The organism is Anaerobium acetethylicum (assembly GCF_900096945.1).
Taxonomy (GTDB): Bacteria; Bacillota; Clostridia; order Lachnospirales; family Lachnospiraceae; genus Anaerobium; species Anaerobium acetethylicum.
On sequence record NZ_FMKA01000009.1, the window covers coordinates 98,616 to 115,758 of the forward strand.

At 46.5% G+C, this 17,143-nt stretch carries 15 protein-coding genes; 14 read left to right on the plus strand and 1 reads right to left on the minus strand.

Features of this window, described 5'->3' with window-relative positions; translation table 11 throughout:
- The first annotated feature begins 50 nt into the window (after positions 1-50).
- The 12 genes from BJR36_RS09390 (at position 51) to hydF (ending at position 12,895) form a co-directional block, all read left to right on the plus strand.
- Positions 51-2,066, plus strand: a complete 2,016-nt coding sequence (locus BJR36_RS09390; RefSeq protein ID WP_242875510.1) for a V-type ATP synthase subunit I — start codon at positions 51-53, stop codon at positions 2,064-2,066.
- Positions 2,059-2,541 carry a V-type ATP synthase subunit K gene (locus BJR36_RS09395; protein ID WP_091233232.1) on the plus strand — a complete coding sequence of 161 codons (483 nt, stop codon included), beginning with the start codon at positions 2,059-2,061 and terminating at the stop codon, positions 2,539-2,541. The genes BJR36_RS09390 and BJR36_RS09395 overlap by 8 nt, the downstream gene beginning before the upstream one ends.
- A gap of 20 nt (positions 2,542-2,561) precedes the next feature.
- A complete protein-coding gene (locus tag BJR36_RS09400) occupies positions 2,562-3,161 on the plus strand; it encodes a V-type ATP synthase subunit E (RefSeq protein WP_091233236.1) in 600 nt (199 codons plus the stop codon).
- 16 nt (positions 3,162-3,177) lie between these two features.
- Complete coding sequence (locus tag BJR36_RS09405) at positions 3,178-4,146, plus strand: V-type ATPase subunit (protein ID WP_091233239.1); 969 nt, start codon at positions 3,178-3,180, stop codon at positions 4,144-4,146.
- Entirely contained in the window at positions 4,139-4,462 is a 324-nt protein-coding gene (locus BJR36_RS09410) for a V-type ATP synthase subunit F (protein WP_091233242.1), read from the plus strand. The genes BJR36_RS09405 and BJR36_RS09410 overlap by 8 nt, the downstream gene beginning before the upstream one ends.
- A 109-nt stretch (positions 4,463-4,571) precedes the next feature.
- Positions 4,572-6,341, plus strand: coding sequence for a V-type ATP synthase subunit A (locus BJR36_RS09415; protein WP_091233245.1), 1,770 nt, complete (start codon positions 4,572-4,574; stop codon positions 6,339-6,341).
- Positions 6,341-7,714 carry a V-type ATP synthase subunit B gene (locus BJR36_RS09420; protein WP_091233247.1) on the plus strand — a complete coding sequence of 458 codons (1,374 nt, stop codon included), beginning with the start codon at positions 6,341-6,343 and terminating at the stop codon, positions 7,712-7,714. Before BJR36_RS09415 ends, BJR36_RS09420 begins: the two co-directional genes overlap by 1 nt.
- Positions 7,715-7,744: 30 nt before the next feature.
- Positions 7,745-8,425: a V-type ATP synthase subunit D gene (locus BJR36_RS09425; protein WP_091233250.1), complete on the plus strand. Its 681-nt coding sequence runs from the start codon at positions 7,745-7,747 to the stop codon at positions 8,423-8,425.
- Positions 8,426-8,871: 446 nt separating this feature from the next.
- Positions 8,872-9,117 (plus strand): TM1266 family iron-only hydrogenase system putative regulator, encoded by a 246-nt coding sequence (locus BJR36_RS09430; protein ID WP_091233253.1) that lies wholly within the window; start codon positions 8,872-8,874, stop codon positions 9,115-9,117.
- Between the two features lie 20 nt (positions 9,118-9,137).
- Positions 9,138-10,190, plus strand: coding sequence for a [FeFe] hydrogenase H-cluster radical SAM maturase HydE (gene hydE, locus BJR36_RS09435; RefSeq protein ID WP_330387878.1), 1,053 nt, complete (start codon positions 9,138-9,140; stop codon positions 10,188-10,190).
- A gap of 83 nt (positions 10,191-10,273) precedes the next feature.
- Complete coding sequence (gene hydG, locus BJR36_RS09440; RefSeq protein ID WP_091233256.1) at positions 10,274-11,692, plus strand: [FeFe] hydrogenase H-cluster radical SAM maturase HydG; 1,419 nt, start codon at positions 10,274-10,276, stop codon at positions 11,690-11,692.
- Between the two features lie 12 nt (positions 11,693-11,704).
- Positions 11,705-12,895 (plus strand): [FeFe] hydrogenase H-cluster maturation GTPase HydF, encoded by a 1,191-nt coding sequence (hydF, locus tag BJR36_RS09445; protein ID WP_091233257.1) that lies wholly within the window; start codon positions 11,705-11,707, stop codon positions 12,893-12,895.
- Between the two features lie 114 nt (positions 12,896-13,009).
- On the opposite strand, the gene BJR36_RS09450 is transcribed toward hydF, so the two are convergent.
- Positions 13,010-13,243: a hypothetical protein gene (locus tag BJR36_RS09450; protein ID WP_091233260.1), complete on the minus strand. Its 234-nt coding sequence runs from the start codon at positions 13,241-13,243 to the stop codon at positions 13,010-13,012.
- 300 nt (positions 13,244-13,543) lie between these two features.
- Here BJR36_RS09450 and rluF point away from each other — a divergent pair, with 300 nt between their 5' ends.
- Together rluF and ligA are read left to right on the plus strand one after the other, a co-directional pair.
- The gene (gene rluF, locus BJR36_RS09455) at positions 13,544-14,671 is read left to right on the plus strand and encodes a 23S rRNA pseudouridine(2604) synthase RluF (RefSeq protein ID WP_091233262.1); all 1,128 of its coding nucleotides are present in this window, start codon (positions 13,544-13,546) and stop codon (positions 14,669-14,671) included.
- A gap of 87 nt (positions 14,672-14,758) precedes the next feature.
- Complete coding sequence (gene ligA, locus BJR36_RS09460) at positions 14,759-16,717, plus strand: NAD-dependent DNA ligase LigA (protein ID WP_091233265.1); 1,959 nt, start codon at positions 14,759-14,761, stop codon at positions 16,715-16,717.
- Positions 16,718-17,143 lie beyond the last annotated feature (426 nt).

The window sequence follows — 17,143 nt, forward strand, 5'->3', positions numbered from 1 at the left end:
CTTTAAGAAGAGATTAGCTGAAATTATGACAGCAAGGAGGTGTTTGTATTATGGCAGTGTTAAAGATGCAGCGTATATGCATATGCGCTCTGAAAAAGGATCGCAAGCATATTTTGGAATTACTGCAACGCTGCGGAGTGATTGAACTGAATGACGTGCTGCAGGAAGACGGAGTGTTTCGCAAGACTGATGTTTTCGCAGCAGTCAATGGGTTTGAAAAAAATATTGCACTTGGAAAAAGTGCTCTTGAAATTCTTGAAGTCTATTCGAAAGAAGAAAAGTCTAAACTCTCAGTTCTGAATGGAAGGGAAGAAGTTCCGGCACAGGAATATGATGAGTTCCAAATCCGACATGACGAAATGGTCCATGCGTCTAAGCACGTATATGACCTGGAAAAGAAAATAGCCGAAGGTAAGGCTGAAATACTGAAACAGAAGACGCAGATCGAGGTCCTGTCTCCATGGGTTACATTGGACATACCGCTGCTTTTCAAGGGGACGAAGGAAACTGCTGCTTTCATAGGTGTTCTTCCGGGAGAGTGGACACTGGAAAGAATCTATGGCCAGCTGGCTGATCTGGATCCTGTCAATGTTGATATCATCAGCACGTCAGTTGAACAGACCTGCATATTCGTGCTTTGTACCAAAGAGAAGGAATCATCTGTATCAGATGAATTGCGGGCAGCCGGATTTTCATATCCTTCCATAGCAGGAAGCAAGTCGCCTGCGGAGATGATCCGGGATCTGGAGAACCACATGGCGGTTACGGAAAAGAGCATTCAGGAGGCAATGGATGAAATCCGGAAGTATGCTGCCAGAAGGGAAGAATTCAAGTTCTTTACCGATTACGAGACGATGCGTCTTGAGAAATATGGCGTATTGAGCGGTCTTCTGCAGTCCAACAGTGTATTTGTACTGACAGGATACATACCGCAGGAAGAGGCGGAAGGTCTTGCGGAGAAGCTGAATGAAAGATTTACGCTTCATATTGAATTTGAGGATCCGGATGAGGAGGAAGATGTGCCGGTCAAACTGAAAAACAACGGATTTTCTGCTCCGCTGATCGGGACGGTTGAATCCTTTAGTCTTCCCGGCAAAAATGAAGTGGATCCTACCATGGTAATGTCATTGTTCTATTATGTGCTTTTTGGACTGATGCTTTCGGATGCGGGATACGGACTGATTATGACCGCTGGCTGTGGATGGGCTCTGATCAGATATAAGGACAGGCTGGAGGATTCCATGAGGAATGCGCTCAAGATGTTCCTGTTCTGTGGTATCTCAACCGTTTTCTGGGGCGTCATGTTCGGAAGCTATTTCGGAGATTTGGTTGATATCGTATCGGAAACGTTCTTCGGGCAAAAAGTCACCATCCCTGCATTATGGTTCCTGCCTATCAATGAGCCTATGAGGATGCTGGTTTTTTCCATGGCATTAGGATGCATCCATCTCTTAACAGGTTTAGGAATGAAACTCTATCAGTGCTATAAGCAGAAGGATTTCAAAGGGATGCTCTATGATGTCATCTTCTGGGATCTGCTTCTGATAAGCTGCATTCTCATGCTATTGTCTATGGAGGTATTTGTAAATACCGTGAATCTGAGTTTCATCCTCCCGTCTTCTGTAAGCAGGGTAGCAGGAGTAGTGGCTTTGATTTCGGCAGCTGGAATTACAGCAACCAATGGAAGGGAATCGAAAAATCCATTCAAGCGCTTTTTAAAAGGGCTGTATGCGCTTTACGGAATTACAGGTTATCTCAGCGACGTGATTTCCTATTCGCGTCTTCTGGCACTTGGCCTGGCAACAGGAGTAATATGCTCTGTAATAAACAAGATGGCAGCCATGACAGCAGGGATTCCTCTGGGAGCAGTTGTTTTTACAGTGATCGTAGTAGCGGGTCATGCGTTGAACATTGCGATAAATGCCCTTGGTGCTTATGTGCATGCTACGCGTCTGCAGTATGTTGAGTTTTTTGGCAAGTTTTATGAAGGCGGAGGGCGAAAGTTCAACCCTTTTGGTGTACACACAAAATATTATAAGTTTAAGGAGACGATGAAAAATGGATAAATTAGGTATTGTATTTGCGTTGACAGGAGCAGTTTTAGCAGCATTAATGTCAGGTGTCGGTTCTGCAAAAGGTGTTGGAATGGGCGGCGAGGCAGCAGCAGGAGTCATCACAGAGGATCCGTCAAAGTTCGGTAAGGTTCTGATCCTTCAGCTTCTTCCGGGTACCCAGGGTATCTATGGTCTTCTGATTGCGTTCATCACCCTTTCACAGATCGGTGTATTGGGCGGGGACAGCAACATGTCACTGGCAAAAGGGCTTTTATACCTTGCAGCATGCCTTCCAATGGCTATCGTAGGTTATGGTTCAGCAATCGCACAGGCACGTGCATCTGTTGCAAGTATCAGTGTTGTGGCAAAAAAACCGGAACAGTTCGGTAAAGCTATGATTTTCCCAGCCATGGTAGAAACCTATGCCATCCTTGCACTGCTCATTTCCATCCTGGCAATCACAGGAATCGGAGGCATCAACATATAAAAAGTTAGGAGAGTTTGGCGATGACCGGATTAGAGAAGATACTGAAGCATATCGAAGATAATGCTTTGGAAAATGCTGAAAAAATAATTGAAGAAGCGAATAAAAAAGCCGGTGAAATCATCCATGCTGCAAATGTGGAAGGCGAAAAGAAACGAGCGGAAATCAACAGCAGATCTGCGCAGGACGTGAAAGCAGTCCTTGATCGCGGAGAATCCGCAGCCCTCCTGCAGGAGAAAAAGATTATTCTCGAAGCAAAGCAGCAGATCATGAGTGATGCAATTGACGGCGCCAGAAAATCTTTACTGGATCTCCCTGATCAGGATTATTTCGAGACGATCCTGAAAATGGTGAAAAAACATGCATTGAACCAGCAGGGAGAAATCGTCTTTTCCAAGGATGACAGAAAACGCCTGCCGGGACAGTTTGAAAAGGAAATTAAGAATGCCATTTCAGATAAGCCGGATGCATCCCTTCGGATTTCAGACATGTCCAGGGATATCGATGGCGGATTCATTCTTATATATGGGGATATCGAAGAAAACTGTTCATTTGAGGCATTGTTTTCTGCAGCGCGTGAAAACCTGCAGGATAAGGTGAGCGCATTGCTGTTCAATTCATGAAACGGAGGAATATTAAATGGCTGATTCGCTTTATACTTACGCCGTAGCACGTATCCGTTCGAAGGAATTGAGGCTGTTTGACAAGACAGACCTTGAGCAGCTTATGGCCTGCACCAGATATGAAGACTGTCTCAGAATCCTTTCGGATCAGGGATGGGGAAAGTCTGGTGAGGAGACAGCTGAACAGCTTCTTGCAGCCGAGCGTGAAAAAACATGGGATCTCATCAGAGAACTGGTGGATGACATGTCAGTATTTGATGTTTTCCTGTATGAAAAAGATTTCCATAATCTGAAAGCGGCTATTAAGCAGACTTATGTACAGGAAGAAGTACCAGGAATTTATTTCAATAACGGAACGATTGACAAGGATATTATCATTAATGCTGTGAAGCACCATGACTTTTCGGAACTTCCTGAATTCATGAGGGCGGCTGCAGAAGAGGCGTTCCAGGTGCAGATGCATACGGGAGACGGACAGCTTTGCGAGATTATTCTTGATAAGGCGGTGCTTGAGGCAATCGGCCAGAAGGGCAGGACATCAGGAAGCAAACTGCTTGCGGAATATGCGGAACTGAAGACGGCAGTTGCCGACATCAATATCGCCGTCAGAGGCAGCAGAACAGGAAAGAACAGGGAGTTTTTCAAAAGGGCTCTTGCTTCGTGTACAAGCCTGGATACGGAAAAGCTTGCTGAAGCTGCCCTTTCCGGAATGGAAGCCATAAGCAGCTATCTGGAAGGAACTGATTACCACGAGGCGGCACAGCTGTTAATGGAATCGCCGTCTGCTTTTGAAAGATGGTGCGACAACAGGATCGTGGAACTCATCAAGCCCCAGAAATACAATCCATTTACAATAGAACCGCTTGCGGCCTATATTCTGGCGCGTGAGAATGAAATAAAGACTGTGAGAATCTTATTGTCCGGCAAGCTGAACGGCCTTCCGGAAAATTCAATAAGGGAAAGGCTGAGGGATATGTATGTATAAAATAGCAGTTTTAGGCGACCGGGACAGTATTTATGGGTTTGCGGCACTGGGACTGGAGACGTTCCCTGTCAGCACACCCGAAGCAGGAGCAAAGATGCTCAAAAGGCTTGCAAGCGGCGAATATGCCGTTATCTATATAACGGAGGCGCTGCAGGCAAAACTTGAAAAAGAAATCGATGCATACCGAAGCAGCGAGACTCCGGCAATCATACCGATTCCGGGCGTTGCGGGAAACACCGGAATGGGCATCATGAATGTAAGGAAATCCGTGGAACAGGCGGTAGGTTCCGATATTATCTTTAATGAAAACAGATAATGATGTAAAACTGATGTTACGGATTGTTGAAAACTCGTTACGGGCAGGCAGCAAAAGCGGTTGCGAATATCCGCTTTGATAAAAATAAAAAGAAGCAGGTGAATAGGAAATGAGCAAAGGCACCATAAAGAAAGTTGCAGGACCGCTTGTAATTGCGGAAGGTATGCGTGATGCTAACATGTTCGATGTGGTTCGTGTAAGCGGACAGCGCCTTATCGGAGAAATCATAGAGATGCACGGCGACCAGGCTTCCATTCAGGTATACGAAGAGACTTCGGGCCTGGGACCTGGAGAGCCGGTTGAATCTACAGGGGCGCCCCTTAGCGTTGAACTTGGACCTGGACTTATTGGAAGTATTTTTGATGGTATACAGAGGCCGCTGGTTGATATCATGAATGCAACAGGCAGCAACCTGACAAGGGGCGTTGAATTTTCATCCTTGAAAAGGGATACTGTATGGCATTTTGTTCCTTCGGCATCCGTGGGAGATGAAGTCGAAAGCGGAGACATTCTGGGAACGGTTATGGAAACGGAAATTGTTGCCCATAAGATTCTGGTTCCTTTTGGCGTGGCTGGAACAATCAAGTCAATTAACGAAGGGGATTATACGATAACGGATACGGTTGCCGTGATCGAATCGGCAGACGGAAGTACCATTGATGTTATGATGATGCAGAAATGGCCGGTACGCCGCGGACGTCCGTACAAACAGAAATTATCGCCAGACATGCCCCTGATCACAGGGCAGAGGGTAATAGATACGCTTTTCCCGATTGCAAAGGGAGGCGTTGCGGCAGTTCCGGGTCCTTTCGGAAGCGGAAAGACTGTTGTACAGCATCAGCTTGCAAAATGGGCTGAAGCAGATATCGTCGTCTATATAGGATGCGGAGAACGTGGAAACGAGATGACGGACGTTCTGAACGAATTTCCAGAACTGAAGGATCCAAAGACTGGCCATTCGCTTATGCAGAGGACAGTTCTGATTGCAAATACATCCGACATGCCGGTTGCTGCACGTGAGGCTTCCATTTACGTAGGCATCACAATTGCGGAATATTTCCGCGATATGGGCTATTCGGTAGCCCTTATGGCTGATTCGACATCAAGATGGGCAGAGGCCCTCCGTGAAATGTCCGGACGTCTTGAAGAAATGCCTGGTGAAGAAGGCTATCCAGCCTATCTGGGAAGCCGCCTGGCTCAGTTTTACGAAAGAGCGGGAAGAGTGATCTCCCTTGGCAAAAACGGAAGAGAAGGCGCCCTTTCGGTAATCGGAGCGGTTTCACCTCCGGGCGGAGATATATCAGAGCCTGTTTCTCAGGCAACCCTGAGAATCGTAAAGGTGTTCTGGGGACTCGATGCAAATCTGGCTTACAGAAGGCATTTCCCTGCAATCAACTGGCTTACAAGCTACTCGCTTTACGGCGACAGCATGAGCGGCTGGTTCAATGGAAATGTAGATGAAGCCTGGATGGCAACCAGGGCAAGGATCATGAAGATGCTTCATGATGAATCCGAACTGGAAGAAATCGTAAAGCTCGTCGGTATGGATGCTCTTTCAGCAGGAGACAGGCTGAAGCTTGAGGCAGCCCGTTCGATCAGGGAAGATTTCCTGCATCAGGATGCATTCCATGAAGTAGATACCTATACGCCGCCCCGGAAGCAGTTCAAAATGATGGGACTTGTACTTGCCTTCTATGACATGGGCCTTGAAGCGCTTCAGAAAGGCATCAGGATCGATGATCTTGTTAAGATGGGAGTCCGTGAAAAAATCGGACGTTTCAAATACATCGCAAGCGAAAATATCGAAAAGGAATATCAGGATATCATGCATAAATTAGAACGTGAGATTGAAGACTTATCCAGGAGGGAGGAAGCCTAATGCCAAAGGAATATAGAACGATTCAGGAGGTTGCCGGTCCTCTTATGCTTGTTCGCGGCGTCGAAGACGTCACCTACAACGAACTTGGTGAAATAGAACTTGCAAACGGTGAAAAACGCCGCTGCAAGGTACTTGAAATAGACAAGGGAAATGCACTGGTGCAGCTTTTCGAAAGCTCAACAGGCATCAACCTTTCTAACAGCAAGGTCAGATTCCTTGGCCGAAGCATGGAACTTGGAGTATCGGAAGATATGCTGAGCCGTGTTTTCGACGGTCTGGGACGTCCGATCGACAACGGACCTGAGATCCTGCCGGAAAAAAGGATGGATATAAATGGTCTGCCAATGAACCCGGCTGCCAGAAACTATCCGCAGGAATTTATCCAGACAGGCGTTTCGGCTATTGACGGCCTGAACACCCTGGTAAGGGGACAGAAGCTGCCAATATTCTCGGCCAGCGGACTTCCTCATGCCCAGCTTGCGGCGCAGATTGCAAGGCAGGCTAAGGTTAGGGGAACAGAAGAACCTTTTGCGGTTGTATTTGCAGCAATGGGTATCACGTTCGAAGAAGCCAATTTCTTTACAGAAAGCTTCAAAGAAACAGGAGCAATTGACCGAGCGGTCATGTTCATCAATCTTGCAAACGATCCAGCCGTAGAACGTATCGCGACTCCGCGAATGGCGCTTACCGCAGCGGAATACCTTGCATTCGAGAAGAACATGCATGTTCTCGTTATCATGACTGATATCACAAACTATGCGGATTCTCTTCGTGAAGTTTCGGCAGCCAGAAAAGAAGTTCCAGGACGCCGTGGATATCCGGGATATATGTATACCGACCTCGCTTCTTTATACGAAAGAGCAGGCCGTCTGAAAGGCAAAGCAGGCAGCATCACCATGATTCCAATCCTGACAATGCCAGAAGATGACAAGACCCATCCTATTCCTGACCTTACGGGATATATAACGGAAGGGCAGATCATTCTGAGCCGTGAACTTTACCGTCAGAACATTGCACCGCCAATCGACGTACTTCCTTCGCTTTCGCGTCTGAAAGACAAGGGAATTGGAGATGGTAAGACAAGAGCCGATCATGCAAATACGATGAACCAGCTGTTTGCTGCCTATGCAAGAGGAAAAGAAGCAAAGGAACTTATGGTAGTATTAGGTGAAGCAGCCCTTACCGAAATAGATAAGCTCTATGCGAAGTTTTCAGATGCATTCGAGAACGAATATGTATCTCAGGGCTACCTGACGAACAGGAGCATTGAAGAGACACTGGACCTGGGCTGGAAGCTGCTTTCCATCCTTCCAAGGACTGAGCTCAAGAGGATCAAGGACGAATTCCTTGATCAGTATTACGGGCAGGACTAACAGGCTGTCAGAGGAAAGGAGGCTGGGATATTGGCTACGGCACATGTGAATCCAACGCGAATGGAACTTACCCGCTTGAAAAAGAAGCTGGTGGTTGCAAGGCGTGGACATAAGCTTTTAAAAGACAAGAGGGATGAACTTATGCGCCAGTTCCTGGAGCTTGTGCGTCAGAACAAGACCCTCAGGGAGGAAGTCGAAAAGGGCATTCTCGAGGCAAACAAAAAGTTTGTACTGGCAAGGGCGGTCACGACGGATGAAGTTCTCAATGTTGCCCTGATGGCGCCAAAACAGGAAGTATACCTTGAAATAGGGTCCAGGAATGTAATGAGCGTTGACATTCCGGTTTTTCACTATAAGACAAAGACTCCTGATGCAAACGACATCTATTCATATGGATTTGCATTTACATCAAGCGATCTTGATGACTCGGTAAAATACCTTTCGGACATTCTTCCGGATATGCTCAAGCTTGCTGAGATTGAAAAATCCTGCCAGCTTCTTGCGGCGGAGATTGAGAAGACAAGACGCCGTGTAAATGCGCTGGAGCATGTTATGATTCCTCAGATGGAGGAAAGCATCAAGTTCATCGTGATGAAGCTTGACGAGAATGAAAGAAGCTCCCAGGTAAGGCTGATGAAGGTGAAGGATATGATGCTCGAACAGGCCCATCATTACAGCGAGCATGATCATGTATATGGCGATGTAATGTAAGGCAGAGCTATTGTTTGAAAGGAACTGTTCACACCTTAGTCATGTAGTGCGAAATGGTGTATTTCAATCATTTTTTTGTGCATCGCGAAGCGTGTTGATGTTCACTAAGCGAACCGTAACTTGTTCTAAAAACAGTGCATTGCATAAAAGTATTGCAATTTAGCGGAAAGTATGATAAAAATATAACATAATAAACAGTATATCTCAGATAAGCTAGCTTATTTGAGATATACTTATATCTAAGAAAATAAATTCGTTCTGAGCACGAGGGTACGCCCGAGTGAAAAGGCGGGATATTATAAAGATGACGGGATTTCGGAGATCCCTTTATCACTGTACCCCAGGCCTTTTTGCGCCTGGGGTTTTTGTTGCGTATCGGAGTTTTTTATTCGGGGGAGGCAATCATCCGGGCTGTCATGAGAGGACGCATTAAGGAGGGAATGAGCATGGAGACAAGAATCGCATTAATCGGAATTATCGTGGAGGATAATGCCTCATCCGAGAGGATCAACAACGTCCTGCACGAATACGGACAGTATATAGTGGGCAGAATGGGTGTACCGTATCACAAAAGGGGCATATCCGTAATCAGCGTGATCATAGATGCATCGAATGATGTAATAAGCAGTCTGTCGGGTAAGCTGGGCATGATTCCGCATGTTTCGACTAAGACAGTATATTCTAAAATATAAGAAGAAGGTGGTAAATAAGCATGGCTGAGATCAGAGCATTAATCGACAGACTAGAGCGCGACAGGACACTGCATAAAGAGGAATTCATAGAGCTACTCACCAGATACACGGCAGAGGATTTTGCATATATAAGGGAAAAAGCCAGAAAGACAGCCCAGAGCATTTTCGGGGATAAGATCTATACAAGGGGTCTCATAGAGTTTTCAAACTACTGCAGAAACGACTGCTACTACTGCGGGATCAGGCGCAGCAACGGGGAGGTCGACAGGTACCGCCTCTCGAAGGAAGACATCCTGAAATGCTGCGACATCGGGTATGAGCTGGGCTTCCGCACTTATGTTTTGCAGGGCGGTGAGGACGGAGCCTTCAATGACGATATCATGACCGATCTCATCGTATCCATCAAGGAGAAGCATCCGGACTGCGCGATTACCCTGTCGGCGGGAGAATTAAGCTATGAAAGCTACAAGCGCTATTTTGAGGCCGGGGCTGACCGCTATCTGCTGAGGCATGAGACTGCAAATGCAGACCACTATGCGAAGCTTCATCCGGAAAGGCTGACACTCGAAGCGAGAAAAAAATGTCTTTACGACCTGAAGGATATCGGATATCAGGTAGGGACAGGCTTCATGGTGGGTTCGCCATATCAGACGCCTGAGAATCTGGCAGAGGACCTGCTTTTCATAAAAGAATTCCAGCCGGAGATGATCGGCATAGGACCGTTCCTCCCCCATCATCAGACGCCTTTCGCTGACCAGGAGAAAGGCTCCTACGAGCTGACGCTTCTCCTGATTGCCATACTGAGGCTCCTGATACCGAATGCGAACATTCCGTCTACCACGGCATTGGGAACCATCAATCCGAGGGGAAGGGAAGAGGGCATACTTTCAGGCGCAAATGTGGTGATGCCGAACCTGTCTCCGGTCGATGTAAGAAAGAATTATGAACTGTATGACAATAAGATCTGCACAGGGGATGAAGCGGCAGAATGCAGAATGTGCCTGCAGGGCCGAATGGAATCAATCGGCTACCGTCTTGTGAATGAACGGGGAGATTTTCAGCCTCTTATATAAGCAGTTTTGATACTATATATGTTCCACCAAATGACAATAAGACAACGGGGACATGATCCCGACAGAACAAAGGAGAAGAAGACATGTACGACGTAAAATCAAAAAAAGCAGAAGAATTCATCAGCGACGAGGAAATCCTCGATACCATGGCATACGCACAGGCTAATAAGAGCAACAGGGAGCTCATTGAAAGCATCATCGAAAAAGCGTCAAAAATGCAGGGAATTTCCCACAGGGAAGCAGCAGTCCTTCTGGAATGCGACCTTCAGGATGAAAACGAAAAGGTTTATAAACTGGCAAAGGAAATCAAACAGAAATTCTACGGCAACAGGATCGTCATGTTCGCGCCTCTTTACCTTTCGAACTACTGCATCAATGGCTGCACATATTGCCCTTACCACCTGAAAAATAAACATATCGCAAGAAAGAAGCTTACACAGGAAGAAATCGTGCAGGAAGTCATGGCCCTTCAGGATATGGGACACAAACGTCTTGCCCTGGAAACAGGCGAAGATCCTGTAAACAACCCTCTTGAATATGTGCTCGAAAGCATCAAGACAATTTACTCGATCAAACATAAAAACGGTGAAATCCGCCGTGTAAACGTAAATATTGCCGCAACAACTGTGGAAAACTATGCGAAACTGAAGGATGCCGGAATCGGAACCTACATTCTATTCCAGGAGACATACCACAAGGAAAATTATGAAGCGCTTCATCCGACAGGACCAAAACATGACTACGCATACCATACAGAAGCCATGGACCGCGCCATGGAAGCCGGAATCGATGACGTTGGAATAGGCGTATTATTCGGACTCAACATGTACCGTTATGACTTCATCGGGCTCCTGATGCACGCAGAGCATCTTGAAGCGGCAATGGGCGTAGGACCTCACACTGTCAGCGTTCCTAGAATCCGTCCTGCAGACGACATCGATACGGAAGACTTTGAAAATGCCATCTCAGAGGAAATTTTCGAAAAAATCGTAGCAATTCTCCGTATAGCAGTTCCTTACACAGGAATGATCGTTTCTACCCGTGAATCCAAGGCTACAAGGGAAAGAGTGCTGAACCTCGGTGTTACCCAGCTGAGCGGCGGTTCAAGGACTAGCGTCGGCGGATACGTGGAAGAAGAAGCGGAAGATGACAATTCGGCACAGTTTGACGTTGAAGACAAAAGAACCCTTGACCAGGTTGTAAACTGGCTGCTTGAGATGGGCTATATTCCAAGCTTCTGTACCGCATGCTACAGGGAAGGCAGAACAGGAGACCGTTTTATGAAGCTCGTCAAATCAGGACAGATTGCCAACTGCTGCCAGCCTAACGCGCTGATGACCCTGAAAGAATACCTGGAAGACTATGCTTCAGAAGATACGCAGAAAAAAGGCGAAGCCCTTATTGCAAGAGAAGTAGAGAATATTACCAACGAAAAAGTAAAAGCAATCGCAAAGGAACATCTTGTGGAACTGCACGATGGAAAGAGAGATTTCCGCTTCTAAAGGAGGACGCTTATGGGCTTACATGAAACACCAAGAGCAAACCAGCTTCACATAGGGATTTTCGGGAAGAGAAACAGCGGAAAATCCACATTGATCAATGCCCTGACCGGTCACAACACGGCGCTTGTATCCGATGTTGCGGGCACTACTACAGATCCAGTCTACAAAACAATGGAGATTTACGGCATCGGCCCCTGCGTCCTCATAGACACGGCAGGCTACGACGATGTCGGAGAGCTTGGCGGAATGAGGGTCGAGAAGACGAAGGAAGCCTTGAAAAAGACTGATATCGCCCTGATAGTGACCTGTGACGCTGACATAGACGAGGAGCTTGCATGGATAAAGCTTCTGAAACAGCAGAAGACACCGTACATCATAATCATCAACAAAATTGATGAACTGGAAGATCCAGGCGCTATTTTCAAGGCGTTTTTTGATGCCAGCGGAGAAGAACCCCTGATGATCAGCGCAAAGACAAAGACAGGCGTCGAAAAGATCAGGGAAGAAATCATGAGAAAGCTTCCGGAAGACTATGAGGCGGCCAGCATAACCGGCCATCTGGTCAGTGAAGGCGACGTGGTTCTTCTGGTAATGCCACAGGATATCCAGGCTCCAAAGGGCCGTCTGATCCTGCCGCAGGTACAGACTATGAGAGATTTGCTTGACAAAAAGGCGATTGTAACAAGCTGTACCACGGACAAGCTGGATGCCGCCCTGTCGAGCCTCTCGGCACCGCCGAAGCTTATCATAACCGACTCCCAGGTGTTCAAGACCGTTTATGAAAAGAAACCAGAAGAGAGCATGCTTACCTCTTTCTCAGTCCTTTTCGCCGGATACAAGGGAGACATCAAATACTATGCGGAAAGCGCAGCGGCCGTTGACAGCCTCACGGAGGATTCCAGGGTGCTCATAGCGGAAGCCTGCACCCATGCTCCTCTCGAGGAGGATATCGGAAGGGAAAAGCTTCCAAGGATGCTCCGCAACAGGATCGGACAGGGGCTTCACATCGATATCGTAAGCGGTACCGACTTCCCCAAAGACCTCACGGAGTATGACCTGGTCATACAGTGCGGAGCCTGCATGTTCAACCGGAAATACGTGATGAACAGGATAGATTCTGCAAGAAGCCAGAAAGTGCCGATGTCGAATTATGGGACAGTACTTGCTTATCTTTCTGGAATATTGGATAAAATCGAATTATAAACAAATGGTACCAGGTACCAAATAAGCTTGAAAAATGGTACCAGGTACCAAATAAGCTGGCGATAAGGAATCAGGCCCGTGAATAGCGTTCACGGGCCTGATTCCTTATTGTGATTAGGTATTAGATTTTTTATCTTTGTTATGTGCTGCTTTCCGAGAGGGGATTTTGTAACCTATCATAAAGGCGGCTATAATACCGCATAAACCGGATCCTAAAAAAGTTTCATACATATATTGTCCATAAAAAAAGATTGTGTTGATAATGATAGCGATTAAATAAATAATTCCAATACCTCTGATCGTTAATATGGTTTGTTTCTTATTGAAAAAATCATGGATGTTTTTCATAACATATTTCCTGCTTTCTGGGATTGTATTATCTGGTATCATATAATTATATCTTACTAATATTGAGAAAAACAGATTTAATTGAAAAAAATATCCATGCATAAAGGGGATGATTTGTTGACTGCTGTTAATGCCTTGTTTATGCGAAGCGTGTTACTGTTCATCTGTGAACAGCAACATTTATTTATCATCAATGCCCGCTTAACATGACTGAATGGTTACAAATAAATGAAAGTGTGATAAAATAAACCCTGTGCAATAAGCGCAACAGTATGCATTCGCAGACAGGAAAGAGAGAATATGACAACTATAAAAAGAGAATCAGTGGAACATATAAATGAAAACGGACAGGAGACGGTGAGGCTCAACAAATACCTCAGCGATGCCGGATTCTGCTCAAGACGTGAGGCAGACCGCCTGATTGAGGAAGGCAAAGTGCTGGTAGACGGCAGAAAGGCTGAAATGGGTGAACAGGTCAGCCCGTCCCAGCAGATCAGCGTTGATGGGAAACTCGTAGAACCGGAAGAAAAGATGATACTCATTGCAGTGAACAAGCCGGTTGGAATCGTGTGTACCACGGATAAGAGGGAGCCGGATAACATCGTGGATTTCATCGGCTTCAAGCAGAGGATCTATCCGGTCGGAAGGCTCGACAAGGAGTCGGAAGGCCTGCTTCTTATGACCAACAACGGCGACATCGTAAATAAAATGATGCGTTCTGGAAACATGCATGAGAAGGAATACCTGGTAACTGTCAATAAGGTCGTAACGTCTGATTTCATAAAAAATATGTCCTCAGGCGTGCCGATACTGGATACCATAACCAGGGAATGCGAGATTGAGGCGACGGGAAAATACACCTTCAGGATAGTCCTGACCCAGGGCCTGAACAGACAGATCCGAAGGATGTGCGAATACCTTGGCTACAGGGTTACCAGACTCCAGCGAATCAGGATCATGAATATCCGCCTGGGGAAACTTCAGGTAGGCGGATACCGGAACGTGACCGATGCCGAACTGAAGGTCCTCAATTCATTGATGGAAAATTCTTCAAACACCACGGTGATCCCGGCAGCAGGCGGGAAAAGGCCGGAATCCCAGAAATATGAATCCAGGAAGCCAGCATCCGGAAAGCCTAAATCAGGGAAGCATGAATCAGGGAAGCCTGAATCGTGGAAACCGGCATCCCAGAAACCAGAATCTCAGAAACCAGAATCCCAGAAGCCGGCATTCCAGAAACCAGCATCCGGGAAACCAGCATCCGGGAAACCAGCATCCCAGAAAACCACCCCATATAAGCAGGAACTACAGAAAAATGCGAAGCAGAAGCCGGCAGGGAATAAGCCTGGTTATAAGAAAGAAAATTTCACGAACCAGAAGCCAGGCAACAGGAAACCCCAGAACAAAAGCAGGGGATACCAGAAGTAGAATTGCGGTATTGACGGCTGTCATGAAAAATACAAATAACAACATAGAAACAACATAATAAACAACAACCTCCGAGGAGATCACGTAATGGAAGATAAGATAAAAAGAATAAAAGAACTGGTAAAGATACTGAACGAAGCCGGTAAGGCATACTATCAGCAGGATACGGAAATCATGAGCAATTTCGAGTATGACAGGCTTTATGATGAGCTGCTCGAGCTGGAGGATGAAACAGGCATGATCATGGCCGGGAGTCCGTCAGCTCAGGTCGGATACGAATCCCTGGACCAGCTTCCGAAGGAGAGGCATGAAAAACCCATGCTTTCCCTGGACAAGACAAAGGACGTATCAGCGCTTGTTAGCTGGGTAGGAAACCAGAAGGCTCTCCTGTCTTGGAAACTGGACGGCCTGACCATCGTGCTCACCTATCGTGACGGAGAGCTTCAGAAAGCCGTTACGAGGGGCAACGGCGAAATCGGGGAAGTCATAACCCCCAATGCAAAGGTATTCAAGAACCTTCCCCACTCCATCAATTTTAAGGATGAACTCATCATCAGGGGAGAGGCAGTCATCACCTATTCCGATTTTGAAAAAATAAACGCAGAAATAGAAGACGTAAATGCAAAATACAAAAATCCGAGAAATCTTTGCAGCGGTTCCGTCCGCCAGCTCAACAACGAAATAACGGCGAAGAGAAACGTGAATTTCTTCGCATTTTCACTGGTCAAAGCAGACGACCTGGATTTCGGGAATTCAAGGGAAGAACAGTTCAGATGGCTTAAGACACTGGGCTTTGAAGTAGTGGAATACAAGGCTGTCACAGCACAAAATCTTGAGACGACAGTCAGGGAATTCGAAAGCAGCATACAGTATAATGATTTTCCGTCCGACGGTCTGGTGCTCCTCTATGACGATATGGAATACGGCGCATCCCAGGGAAGAACTGCAAAATTTCCAAAGGATGCCATAGCCTTCAAATGGGCAGACGAGATCAAGGAAACGAAACTCCTTTATGTGGAGTGGAGCCCGTCAAGAACCGGCCTCATCAATCCGATCGCCGTATTCGAACCGGTGGAGCTGGAAGGCACCACAGTCAGCCGCGCTTCCCTGCACAACATCAGCATCATGAAGAGCCTGGAGCTTGGTGCGGGAGATACCATCGAAGTCTACAAGGCGAACATGATTATCCCACAGGTAGCATCCAACCATACGCGCAGCGGCGTCAGGGACATCCCTGAAACATGCCCTGTCTGCGGAGGAGCAACTGAAATCAGGCAGGCCAACGACGTTCAGGCCCTGTACTGCACAAACCCCGAATGCCAGGCGAAAAAAATAAAATCCTTCACGCTTTTCGTCAGCCGCGATGCCATGAACATGGAAGGGCTTTCCGAAGCAACTCTTGAAAAAATGATCCAGAAAGGTTTCATACATGAATACGCAGACATATTCCATCTTGCAGAACGCAGGGACGAGATTGTGGAAATGGAAGGCTTCGGCGAAAAATCCTATGTCAACCTCATTGAAACCATCGAAAAATCAAGGAAGACGACTCTGCCAAAGCTCATATACAGCCTTGGGATCGAGAATGTCGGACTTTCCAACGCAAAAGTAATCTGCAGGGAACTTGGATTTGACCTGGAAAAAGTAAGGAAAGCCACCAGGGAGGAACTGAATGCAATTGCCGGGATCGGCCCGATCATCGCGGATACCTTTGCAGCATATTTTGAAAAGGAAGAGAACAACAGGAAACTGGACCACCTTCTGAAGGAGCTGGAAATCGAGGCCGCCCCCGTTGTCAGTGCAGAAGAAAAGATTTTCACCGGCATGAATTTCGTCATTACAGGAAGCGTCGAGCATTTCGCCAACCGCAACGAAGTCAAGGACATCATTGAATCAAAGGGCGGAAAAGTAACCGGTTCCGTCACAGCAAAGACCAATTTTCTGATCAACAACGATGCCGCGTCTTCATCATCAAAAAACAAGAAGGCAAAAGAACTCGGCGTGAAAATCATAACCGAAGAAGAGTTCGTCAGTTTGCTGTCGTAGTCCGCTTCTTCCTTGCGGTTTTCTAAAACTGGCATAAATGTTAATTTCATTCACTGGCAATTATACTGACGCACTGGACTTTGAAGCCAGTGCAGGCAGTATTGACTTTGATGTTACAAAATGAATCGCTGTGCCAATAATGAACAGACGACTTTTTTGTTAAACCAACGAATGTTACAAAAAAGAACGAAAAACACTGCTTTTTAAATTGATACATGAACCGTGATGAATTAGAATATGAGTAATCAAGATGACGCGTAAATGATAAATGAAATGGTTCATATATGAAACCATGGAAGTTAAAATGCTGGCGCTGGATGCGGAAACCAGGCATCTTGAAATGAAACGGCTCACTAAAAGGGAGTAGCAAGCGTGAAAACGCTAATTATTCGTCATCACGGAGAAATCCCGGATAATTATTAAATT

Coding starts and splice junctions, on each gene's coding strand:
- BJR36_RS09410 (WP_091233242.1), top strand. CDS start 4,139: ATGTATAAAATAGCAGTTTTAGGCGACCGGGACAGTATTTATGGGTTT.
- BJR36_RS09405 (WP_091233239.1), top strand. CDS start 3,178: ATGGCTGATTCGCTTTATACTTACGCCGTAGCACGTATCCGTTCGAAG.
- BJR36_RS09400 (WP_091233236.1), top strand. CDS start 2,562: ATGACCGGATTAGAGAAGATACTGAAGCATATCGAAGATAATGCTTTG.
- BJR36_RS09430 (WP_091233253.1), top strand. CDS start 8,872: ATGGAGACAAGAATCGCATTAATCGGAATTATCGTGGAGGATAATGCC.
- ligA (WP_091233265.1), top strand. CDS start 14,759: ATGGAAGATAAGATAAAAAGAATAAAAGAACTGGTAAAGATACTGAAC.
- rluF (WP_091233262.1), top strand. CDS start 13,544: ATGACAACTATAAAAAGAGAATCAGTGGAACATATAAATGAAAACGGA.
- BJR36_RS09390 (WP_242875510.1), top strand. CDS start 51: ATGGCAGTGTTAAAGATGCAGCGTATATGCATATGCGCTCTGAAAAAG.
- hydE (WP_330387878.1), top strand. CDS start 9,138: ATGGCTGAGATCAGAGCATTAATCGACAGACTAGAGCGCGACAGGACA.
- BJR36_RS09450 (WP_091233260.1), bottom strand. CDS start 13,243: ATGAAAAACATCCATGATTTTTTCAATAAGAAACAAACCATATTAACG.
- BJR36_RS09420 (WP_091233247.1), top strand. CDS start 6,341: ATGCCAAAGGAATATAGAACGATTCAGGAGGTTGCCGGTCCTCTTATG.
- BJR36_RS09415 (WP_091233245.1), top strand. CDS start 4,572: ATGAGCAAAGGCACCATAAAGAAAGTTGCAGGACCGCTTGTAATTGCG.
- BJR36_RS09395 (WP_091233232.1), top strand. CDS start 2,059: ATGGATAAATTAGGTATTGTATTTGCGTTGACAGGAGCAGTTTTAGCA.
- hydF (WP_091233257.1), top strand. CDS start 11,705: ATGGGCTTACATGAAACACCAAGAGCAAACCAGCTTCACATAGGGATT.
- hydG (WP_091233256.1), top strand. CDS start 10,274: ATGTACGACGTAAAATCAAAAAAAGCAGAAGAATTCATCAGCGACGAG.